The sequence below is a fragment of the Duganella sp. S19_KUP01_CR8 genome (assembly GCF_036688705.1).
Classification (GTDB): Bacteria; Pseudomonadota; Gammaproteobacteria; order Burkholderiales; family Burkholderiaceae_D; genus Rugamonas.
Map to the genome: position 1 here is coordinate 19,650 of NZ_JAQQPR010000045.1, position 10,076 is coordinate 29,725.

Sequence of the window (10,076 nt, forward strand, 5' to 3'; positions counted from 1 at the left end):
TCCTTATTGTGCGACGGCGAATTCGGCGCTGATGGCGGCCAGGTAGAGCGCGGTGATGGCGCGCTGGCGCGGGTCGGTGGAGGCGTTGACGGCCGTGCCGATTGCTTGCCGCGCGCTGGCCGACATGCGGCCCGCCAGCAAGGTGGCGTCGACCAGGTTGATCAGCGTGGTGGCGTTGCCGGCCACGCTGACAAACGGCGTGATGTCGACGTTGACCATGCCCTTGTATTCGCCGGAGATGAACTTGTACAGGAAGTTGGCGCGCGCCACGGCCAGGCTGGGCGCGTACAGCTGGAACTCGGGACCGTAGTATTGCGGCGAGCCGGGCAGGCGCGTCATCGGCGAGTAGAAGTTGAACACGCTAGGCGCGGCGGTGATCTTCTGACCCAGCAGGAAGTAGTCCCAGAACAGGTTGGTCGGATCGGTGACGCTGGCGCCCAGCGTGCGGAACAGGCCGATCGATTGCAGCATCGGATCCTTCAGGTGGCCTTGCGTGACGCCAGGCTGGTCCTGGCGCGCTTCGGGATCGGTCAGCACGGCGGTCAGCGTGGCTTGCAGGTCGCCGCGACCGGCCTCGCCGTAGGCGAACACGTCGGCCACGCGGGTGATGTAGGCCGGGCTGGGGTTGCTGGTGACGAAGGCGCGTATCAAACGGGTGGCGATGAAGGGCGGCAGGTTGGGATGCTGGAACAGGTTCTGCATCACGCCGTCCATGTCCTGTACGGCGGTCTGGCCGGCCGGCAGCATGGCGCCCAGCAGCAGCGTCTTGCTGCCTTTGTCGTGGAACTTGTCGCGCGGTTGCAGCGGGCCGGTGAAGCTTTCCCAGTTGATGCCGGTGGCGCTGCTGCCGGCATAGGTCCAGCCGCTCAGGGCGCGCGCGAAGTCGCTGATGCGGGCCTGGTCGTAGGTGGGGATGGGATCGCCGTTGCGGTCGGTCTGTACGCTGCCGTCCTGGTTCAGCAGGACCGGGCCGAGCGTGAACAGCTGCATCACTTCGCGGGCGTAGTTTTCGTTCGGCGACGGCGTGATGCTGTTGCCGAGGTCGAGGTATTTGCCCATCGCAGGATTGAGCGTCATCTCGCGCAGCAGCGTGTTGAAGTTGCCGAAGGCGTTGTTGGAGATGGTGGTCAGCCAGGGTTGGATTTCATTGGCGTAGGGATTCTTGTCGGCGGAGACGACGAACAGTTGCGACAGCGCGAAGATCATGCGCTGGCGCAGCTGGTCCGGGCCGGACGCCATGTTTTTGTACCAGGTGTTTTGCAGCAGCTTCATGTCGGTGGTGATGGGAACGGCGCTGGCTGGCATGGCGAATTGCTGCTTGAGCCAGACGGCCTGGCCGTTAGCCTTGATCGCGGCCACGTCGGCAGGCGTGGCGCCGAAGCTGGCTTGCTCCAGCAGGCGCACGGCGCTGATTTTGGCGGCGTCCGGCGCTGGCTGCTGGCCGATCGGCGGCGGGACTGGTGCGGGGGCTGGCGTCGGCATCGGCGTTGGGGCGGGCGTAGGAGTTGGATGCGGCGTCGGTTCAGGCGTGGGCGAGGGCGTCGGGGTTGGCGTCGGAGTGGCCGCCTTCTTCAAGGTTAGCGTAGTGCTGGCGGACAGGTTGGCGCCCAGCTTGGCATCCTTGGTGGTGGTGCCGGTGATCGTGATGACCACGTTGGACGGCAGCACCGATGGCGCGATGTATTCGCCATTCTGCGAATTCAGCTTGCCGTAAGTGGCATTGCCGCCGGGGACGCCGTTGACGGCGAAATTCATGTAGACGCCGTGGCCATCGACTTTGCCGAGGAACCAGACTTTGCTGCCCAGTGCGACTGGGCCCCTGGCGGTGCTCTCCACCGTGGCGGTGGCGGCCCATACCGAGCCGCTCAGGCTCAGCAGGCAGGCCACTGGCCAGATACGTGTTGGTAAAAATGACATCGACTTCTCCCATTGTTTTTTTCAAGCGACGGGAGTCATCTGGCAACATCTGTGCCAGTCGCTAAGTGCTTGATTTGGAAGGGGAGGCGACAAAATTTGCCACTACTGGACAAAAATTGTCAGCCCAATGCTGACAATTTGCGTCAGCCGGAAAAGTTATAGTCGCAGCGGGATGCGCCGAAAGCATGGGGGGAGCGCCGGCTTGTGCCTGCGAATGCAACGAATGCCGTCCGCCGTGTCTTCATGGCGTTTGTGCAACATTATGTAGGAAATTTCCGTTATAATAATATTAATTTTTATCCAGTATAGGGTTTCCCATGAAAGCATTAAGTTATCCCCTAATCGCGGCCTTGCTGTGGGGCGCCGTCAGTTGCGCTAGCGCACAGACGCCCCCGCCGTTGATTGACGTTGACCCATTAACCCTTAATGTTTTGACGATGAAGTACATAATTGACGCCACACCTCAATCCAGGATCATTGCGGATGTGTCAAATCCCAAGGGTACGTATGCTAGTAAAGTCGCTCAAATCACATTGATGGACAGTGACAGTCCGCGATCGGCGACGATCGCTCCAAGCGCCGAACGATTCCCAAGCGCAAATTACAAATGGTATGGCTTCAGTTTCTACCTACCTTCTAATTGGGATCCAGTAGGTAAGCCAGTCCGTGTGGCTCAAGTGGATTCCAGCGATCTCACTCTGCCACCACCGTTTGCGATCCGGGTTAATGGCGCTAATTTGGAGGTCGAGCTCAACGCGAATGAAAAAATTCCTGGTAGCAGTGTTCCACCCACTGCCGCAAATACGCAGTCCCGAATTTTTACTATCGGCCGAGCGACGACTGACGCCTGGCATTGCGTGGTGGTGCGCGCTCTGTGGAGTAGTACCGTTCTTATTGGCGACTTTAAACTTTGGAACTCTAGCGCCACCGAATTGTCCTACCAAGCAACTAACACTCATAACACTTATGTCGGCGTGACCCCAGTACCTCGGGTAGGGCTGGAGGCCATTAACTCGGAGGGGTTGGGAGTTGCCAGTCGCACGATCATTGTGGGGCCGATCATTCATGGACAGGAAAACACCTACGTTGGCGCCTTCTGGGATGCCATGCCGTGCAAAAAACAATAACGAAGGGACCGCTCATGAACATCAAACATAAAGCGCTACCATTGCTGCTCTTCGGCGTGTTCGGCGCAGCCAATGCTGGCATCTCTTCGGGGACCGGCGGAGCGATTGCTAACATCCTCACCAATGGTGATCCGATCCCGACTACGGCTACTGCAGGTATTGACTACAACTCGACCCACGTAAGCACCCGGGACTTTGCCCATGTGTATGCGGTGAGCGCGGGGGGCTCAGCTCTGGCCCCAGGTTGGTCTAGTGACTATCCCGGAGCAGCACAGGCGGGCCATCCTATCTTCAAGATGGAAATTGCTTATCCGACAGATGGCAGCAAGATTGCTCGTCACGAGATTGTTCCGAGATGGGAATACGTTGTCAGCGGAGTGCGCTGGTACGCTATCAGCGTTTATATTCCATCGACATGGAATTTCTCTCAAACGCCTACCATCATCGGTCAGTTACATACGGCTCAACCCAGCAACATTACGGTCTCGCCGCCTGTGCGTTTCGAGATCTTTGACCATACGTTGCGATTGGGATTAACTGCAAGCACTCAGAATTCGCCAGCTAAGCAGGCTTCCTCCGAGCAAGTAATCAAGTTGCTCGATTTGACGCCTGCCTCCGCAATCGATAGGTGGCATTGCTTCGTTGCGCGCGCAGACTGGTCGCCGGAGCCCGGCAAAGGATCGTTCAAACTGTGGGTGAACGGTACGCTGACATATCAGGCTTCGCAAGCTTTCAACGCTTATGTTACGGCAGGCGGCAACTATGCGAAAACCGGGCTGTATGTGCCAGGCCTGGATAATATGCCTGCAAACCAGACGATCTATACCGATTACGTCTATATCGGGGATGAGCAGACGACTTCGGAGCAAGAGTTAACCGCGCTGACGCCTTGCGGCCATTAATCTGGAAGATGCCCCTATTGTTGTTCTGCATGTCAACATGAAGAATTGGGCAGTTTGAATGCTGCAGTTAGTGCGGGGCAGCAAAGCGCCAATGGCCAGTATTCGCGTAATTTATCTCTTGTGTTGGGCGAACAGCCAATCGCGCCAGGCGGTGGCGAGCAGCATGTCGGGGGGCACGGTGTGCTCCATGCCGCGATACTCGAGCATGCGGGCTTTGGCGCCGCCCGGCTGGCGCTGCAAGGCTGCGAACAGCGCGCGGTCCGGCTCGATGGAGTTCTCGGTGTCGGCGTCGCCGTGGACCAGCAGCAGCGGCAGGTCTTTCAGTTGCGCGGCGGCGGCGCGATCCGGGGCGATGCCGGAGAAGGCCACTGCGGCGGCGTACTCGTTTTGGTCTTGCAGCACCGCTTGCGTGGCGGCGGAAGCGCCCATCGAAAAACCGGTGACGTAGATGCGGTCGGGATCGATGGCGAACTGCGGTTTCAGAGTTTCCACCAACGCGCGCAGGGTGAGCAGGTTGGGGCCGGGCTTGGCCGCCAGCAGGCCGTCGGTGGCGGACGGCGCATAGTTGGCGCTGCGCTCGGCAAATTGCGGCACCAGGATGTAGGCGGGGTAGCGCTTGCGGATGGCCGGCGCGGACCAGGACATCGCGAGTGCGCCAAGCTGGCTGCTGTTGTCGTTGCCAACGGCGCCGGAGCCGTGCAGCACGATGATCAGCGGGTAGAGCTTGCCCGGTTGCGGGGCGGGCGGCGACATCAGGCGATAGCCCAGCGTGCCGGTCGGGCCGGCGTAGGCGCCGTTGAAGAAAACGTCGCGGTCCAGCGATTTCAGCATGGCCGCGTCGGCGGCCTGGTGGGCAGGCGTGCTGCGGTCGGTCACCAGCTCCGGCTGGGAGGCCGACGCGCAGCTTGCGGTCAGCAGGAGACTAATGAACGCAGCACGCAAGGACATCGGCTTATTCCGCCGTGTCAGCGCCGTGGCACTTCTTGTACTTCTTGCCGCTGCCGCAAGGGCAGTCGTCGTTGCGGCCGACCTTAGGCTCTTCGCGCACCAGGGTGGTGACGGCCGGCTTGCGGCGCGGTACCCAGAACTTGTAGATGGCCGGCAGGTTGGCTTCCAGTTCCTGGCCCAGCTTGTGCGCCTTGACCGGATCTTCCACCAGCGGCAGTTCCTCTTCCTCGATCTCGTCGGCGCCCAGCAGGTAGATGGGCTTCATCAGTTCCTGGATGTCCGATTCCCAGATCTCGTCCCACGAACCCGGACGCAGCTCCATGCCTTCCCAGAAGCCCCAGCACCAGGCTTCGGCGTCGATCAGGGTCTGGCCTTCGTGCTCGTGCTCGACGAACAGCGGCTCGAATTCCTTCGGCGCCACTTCGAACGTCACCAGCACTTCGTTCATGAAGCGCATGATCAGGTTGAGGATGCGTTCCTCTTCCTTTTCGTTCTTGAATTTCGGGACGTCGGTATCTTCCTGGCCCCAGACCCGCTTCAGCCACTCCACCGGCATGATGGGTTCCGGGCCGATGGCGATGGCGGTCAGATAGCCGTGCAGCATATCCATCGTCATCGCATCTTCAGGGCTGCGGTCGGACAACAGGAAGTTGTCTAATTCGTCGAATTCTTTTTCGCTCAGTGGCTGGTCGAGTTGCATGGCTTGCTCTTTTTATTGGATTGAAGCCGACAGTATACACGCCGCGCCCCGTACAATGCGGGGATGAACCAAGATCATTTCGACGACGAAGAAGAAGACGCCCGCGCTGCGGCCCTGGCCGCCAGCATGGCCGAGCCGCTGGGCGGGGCGGCCGACAGCGCGCAGGAACAGGCGCCGCATCCTTATTCGGCGCTCAATCCGGAGTGCGTGCTCGACGCGCTCGACAGCATCGGCCTGCGCGGCGACGGTCGCCTGCTGGCGCTGAATAGCTATGAAAACCGCGTCTACCAGGTCGGCATCGAAGACGACAAGCCGCTGGTGGTGAAGTTTTACCGTCCCGGCCGCTGGAGCGATGCGGCCATCCTGGAAGAGCACGCTTTTACCGATGAACTGGCCGCGCGCGAGATTCCGGTGGTGCCGGCGCTGGCCTTGGGGCCTGACCGGGCCACGCTGCATCACTTTAATGGCTTCCGCTTTGCCGTGTTCACCCGCCACGGCGGCCGCGCGCCCGAGCTGAGCGATCCGTCGGTGCTGGAATGGACCGGGCGTTTCATCGCCCGCATTCACGCGGTGGGCGCGATCAAGCCGTATCTGGAGCGGCCGGCGATCGACATCGCCACCTTCGGCACCGAGCCTTGCGAATTTTTGCAGGCCAACCAGTTCATCCCGGCCGATTTGCGGGAAGCCTACGCCAGCGTCTCGGCGCAGGCGCTGGACGGCGTGCGCCGCAGCTACGAGCGCGCCGGCGAGCTGCCGCAACTGCGCCTGCACGGCGATTGCCACGGCGGCAACGTGCTGTGGACCGACGCCGGCCCGCATTTCGTCGACTTCGACGACAGCCGCATGGGTCCGGCGATCCAGGATTTGTGGATGATGCTGTCCGGCGAGCGATCCGACCAGGTGCGCCAGATGAGCGACATCCTGGCCGGCTACGAGGATTTCTGCGAATTCGACCCGCGTCAGCTGCATCTGGTCGAAGCGCTGCGCACGCTGCGGCTGATCCATTACTCGGCCTGGCTGGCGCGGCGCTGGGACGATCCGGCCTTCCCGGTGGCTTTCCCGTGGTTTAACACCCAGCGCTACTGGCAGGATCGCATCCTGGAGCTGAAGGAACAGATTTCGCTGATGGACGAGCCGCCGCTGCCGGTCTAGCGACGGGGCGGCCGTATCGGAGCGCTGCCCGATTTCAGACTGGTGTAAAATTGGCAAGGTTGATGTGATACTCATCGTGAGCATCCGACCTTCCAAAGGAAAACCATGCTGAAACGTAGTCTGTCATTCGCCCTGTTGCTGTCCTTGACGGCCGCCGCCCACGCGCAGAAATCGCCCGCTGTGATGGAAACCCTGGGTCTCAAGATCGGCGATACGCCGGCGCAAATCGACAAAGTGCTCACCGGACTGGGCTATAAGCTGGTCGCCAAGGCGGACTATGTGGCGCGGCTTGGCATGCCGGCCCGCCCGCAGACGCGCGAATACCAGAATCTGGTGCCGAGGCCTGGGATGATGCCGAATGAGAAGGGCTACGTTAAGGTCGGTTTTGGACAGCAGACAAGCACGGTGGAGGCCATCGCCCGCCGCGAGCGGTTCGACCAGCCGGTATCTCGCGCTGAAATGGAAAAAGCCCTGATCGCTAAATACGGGCCGGTCACCAAACACGGTGGCCAGCTGGGGCCGCTTGAGTGGATGTCCTTGGAGTCGAATCGCTACAAGCCCAATGACAGCCCGGATGTTTGCAAGGTGGCTGTGGCCGGAAATGTCAACTACAACGGTTTCGCCAAAAGTTATGAGATGTGCCGTCAGACGGTGGCCGTGATGCTGACGGAGTTTAAGAACCAGGGCGCGGAGATCCAGGAGATTCAGGTCAGCATGGTGGACTTCGTTGCGCATAGCCGCGAAGCCGCGGCGCTGGAGGCGCTGGTCGAGAAAGATCGCCAGGCCGAGATGGAAAAACGCCGGCAGGCCCCGGTACCCAAGATCTAGGATCTGCCGAATTGGCGGGTATTTCCCGCTCTCCTCGCGGTTCGGCTTGCCTGATCCCTGCTTGATAATGAGAACTCAGAAGTCCCGGTTGGTGCCGGGACATATCGTCTAGCGAGAACCCTCATGCAAGCACAACTGGCCAAACAAGACAGCGTACAAGATAGCGTCACTCTGCTCCCCATGGTGTCGCTGCATGATCCGGACGAACCGACCCACACCCCGCGCGCCGCGATGGAGATGAAGGCGATCCAGGAAGCGATCGCCCGCGTCGAAGCCGACGCCAAGGCCGCCTGCGCCGCCGAGAACCGCGCCCACGCCGAAGCCCGCGCCCGCTCGCTGGCCGAAGACCGCGCCGCGATGGACGCCGCCGCCGCCGCCGTCGCGCTGCAAAATGCGCAAGCGTCGGAAGAGGCGATCGCCGCCAACCGCGAGCGCCTCGAATCGCTGCGCGCCGCCGCCCAGGCCAGCGTCGCCCGCCTGGACGCCGTCAAACAGGAAACCGCCGAACTGCGCGCCCGCGTTGAAGCCGACACGCAAATCCGCGTTGCCGCCGAACAGCGTGCCAAGGCCGAGAGCGAAAGCCGCAAGCGCGCCCACGAACAGATCGCCGCCGAATCCGAGCTGGCCGAACAAGCCTCCCGTGCCGCCGAGGAACTGGCGACCCAAACCGAACAAGCCCGCCTGCAAGCGGTGGAGCGCGTGGCCGCCGTGCAGGCCGCCAAGGAAGAAGTAGTCGGCATCGCCTCCGCCGACGCGCGCGTGGCGACCATGGCGCGCGAACGCGAGCGCCACGCCTACGCCGCCCGCCAGACCGCACAGATGCTGGTGCAGGCCGAGGCCGAAGCGCTGGATCTGACCGTGCAGCGCGAACGCGCCGATCAGATCGCGCTGGAATCGGCCTTCAACCGCGCCGCCGCCGAAGTGCGCGCGCTGGAAGAAGCCCGCGCCCTGGCGCATCTGGAACAGGAACGCGAACAGATCGCGCTGGCCAAGGCCGAATCCGAGCGCAGCGCCGCGCAATCGCTGCATCTGCGCCTGCAAACCGAAAAAGAAATCCGCGACGCCGCGATCCACCGCGAACGCCTGGAGATGGTGGCCGCCGCCAGCGCCCAGGCGCGCCGCGATGCGGACGCCAGCATCCTGGCCGCGACCGAAGCGCGCATCGAGGTGGACAGCCAGCTGCGCGCCGTCGCCCTGGCCCGCGTGCAGGCCGAGCAGGAAGCCGAACTGAAAACCCACACCAAGGTCGAAGCCGAGACGCTGGCGCTGGAACAGGCCAAGCTGCGCCAGGTTGCCGATGAAGCCGCCGCCGAAGCCGCCCGCGCCGACAGCCTGGAACAACAGCGCGCCGCCGAGCTGGCCGAGGAACGCGCGGCCTTGTCGCGCGCAGCAGCCGAGCTGGCCGCCAGCCAGAACGCCGTCGAACAACAGGAAATCGCCACGCTGGCGCTGCACGTCGAAGCGCAGAACCAGGCCAACGCTGTGGCCTTGCAAAAGGCCGAGCAGGCGCAAGCATTGCTGCAAGCCGAACAGGCCCGCGCCGCCGCCGAGCAGCAAGCCATCGCCGCGCTGAAAGAGAAACTGGATGCCGAGCAGGATGCCAGCGACGCAGCACAACACCGCATCGCCGCCGAACGCGCACAGACCGAAGCCTATCGCCAGCAGCAGCAAGCAGAGCAGCGCCTGGCCGCCGCAGCAGAGAAGGAAGCCGAAGCCGCCCGCCTGATGGCCGAGCAGGTGTCGCTGGAAGCCGAACAGAAAGCCATCGCCGGCCAGGCGCTGGCGGCGCAAGCCCGCCTGGCGGTCGAGCTGGGCGTGGTGCACGCCGAGCGCGCCCGTGTCGAGCAGGAGAAGGCCGCCACCGCCGAAGCGTTGTTGCTGGCCGAGCGTGAATTCATTGAAACCGAGCGTCAATCGCTGGCGCTGATCGACCAGAAGCTGACGCAGCAACGCCTGACCACCGCTTCCGAAATCCGCGCATCGAAAGCGATCGCCGGCCGCCTGGAAGCGGAACGGAATGTAGCCACCTGCGCGCGTCAGCGTGCCGACGGCGAGCAGGCCGAAGCCGATGCGATGCATCAGCGCGAGCTGGCCGAACAAGCCGCCGTGCAAGCCGTGGCAGACAAGGCCGCCGCACAACTGGCCTTGCTGGAAACCGCCCAGGCGCACGCGGCGATGCAGCGCAAGGTGGCCGACACCACCGCCGCGATGACCGCCGCCAAACAGAAATTGCTGGAACTGGAAACCCGCCGCCACGCCGCCGCACAAAAAGCGCTGGCAGCGGTGCAAGCCAAGGTGGCCGTGGCCGCCGGCGAATGCAAGCAAGCGGAAGAGGGCGCAGTGGTCGCCACGCTGGACGCCGCCCGCGCCCGCAAGGAAGCCGCCCGCCTGGCCCCGCCAGCCGAAGCCGGCAAAGCCGTCTGGCGCGCCCGCTAAAATCCGGGGTCAGGTCCCCCATTTGAGCATGAGCTCGGCTAAACAGCCGAGCTCATGCTCAAATGG

The 10,076-nt window shown here is 62.7% G+C and carries 8 protein-coding genes; 5 read left to right on the plus strand and 3 right to left on the minus strand.

Annotated elements, in window-relative coordinates; all coding sequences use genetic code 11:
* Positions 1–3: 3 nt before the first annotated feature.
* Positions 4–1,917 carry a DUF1800 domain-containing protein gene (locus V6M89_RS28640; RefSeq protein WP_332856411.1) on the minus strand — a complete coding sequence of 638 codons (1,914 nt, stop codon included), beginning with the start codon at positions 1,915–1,917 and terminating at the stop codon, positions 4–6.
* 317 nt (positions 1,918–2,234) lie between these two features.
* On the opposite strand from V6M89_RS28640, the gene V6M89_RS28645 reads away from it, so the two are divergent.
* A complete protein-coding gene (locus V6M89_RS28645; RefSeq protein WP_332856412.1) occupies positions 2,235–3,044 on the plus strand; it encodes a heparin lyase I family protein in 810 nt (269 codons plus the stop codon).
* A 14-nt stretch (positions 3,045–3,058) separates the two neighbouring features.
* Entirely contained in the window at positions 3,059–3,946 is an 888-nt protein-coding gene (locus tag V6M89_RS28650) for a heparin lyase I family protein (RefSeq protein ID WP_332856413.1), read from the plus strand.
* Positions 3,947–4,057: 111 nt separating this feature from the next.
* On the opposite strand, the gene V6M89_RS28655 is transcribed toward V6M89_RS28650, so the two are convergent.
* Positions 4,058–4,894: a dienelactone hydrolase family protein gene (locus tag V6M89_RS28655; RefSeq protein ID WP_332856414.1), complete on the minus strand. Its 837-nt coding sequence runs from the start codon at positions 4,892–4,894 to the stop codon at positions 4,058–4,060.
* 4 nt (positions 4,895–4,898) lie between these two features.
* Positions 4,899–5,594 (minus strand): UPF0149 family protein, encoded by a 696-nt coding sequence (locus V6M89_RS28660; protein ID WP_332856415.1) that lies wholly within the window; start codon positions 5,592–5,594, stop codon positions 4,899–4,901.
* Positions 5,595–5,657: 63 nt separating this feature from the next.
* Between V6M89_RS28660 and V6M89_RS28665 the strand changes: the two genes are divergently transcribed.
* The 3 genes from V6M89_RS28665 (at position 5,658) to V6M89_RS28675 (ending at position 10,010) form a co-directional block, all read left to right on the plus strand.
* Positions 5,658–6,746, plus strand: a complete 1,089-nt coding sequence (locus V6M89_RS28665; protein WP_332856416.1) for a serine/threonine protein kinase — start codon at positions 5,658–5,660, stop codon at positions 6,744–6,746.
* A 105-nt stretch (positions 6,747–6,851) separates the two neighbouring features.
* Positions 6,852–7,574 (plus strand): hypothetical protein, encoded by a 723-nt coding sequence (locus V6M89_RS28670; protein ID WP_332856417.1) that lies wholly within the window; start codon positions 6,852–6,854, stop codon positions 7,572–7,574.
* Between the two features lie 123 nt (positions 7,575–7,697).
* Positions 7,698–10,010, plus strand: coding sequence for a hypothetical protein (locus tag V6M89_RS28675; RefSeq protein ID WP_332856418.1), 2,313 nt, complete (start codon positions 7,698–7,700; stop codon positions 10,008–10,010).
* Positions 10,011–10,076: the final 66 nt, after the last annotated feature.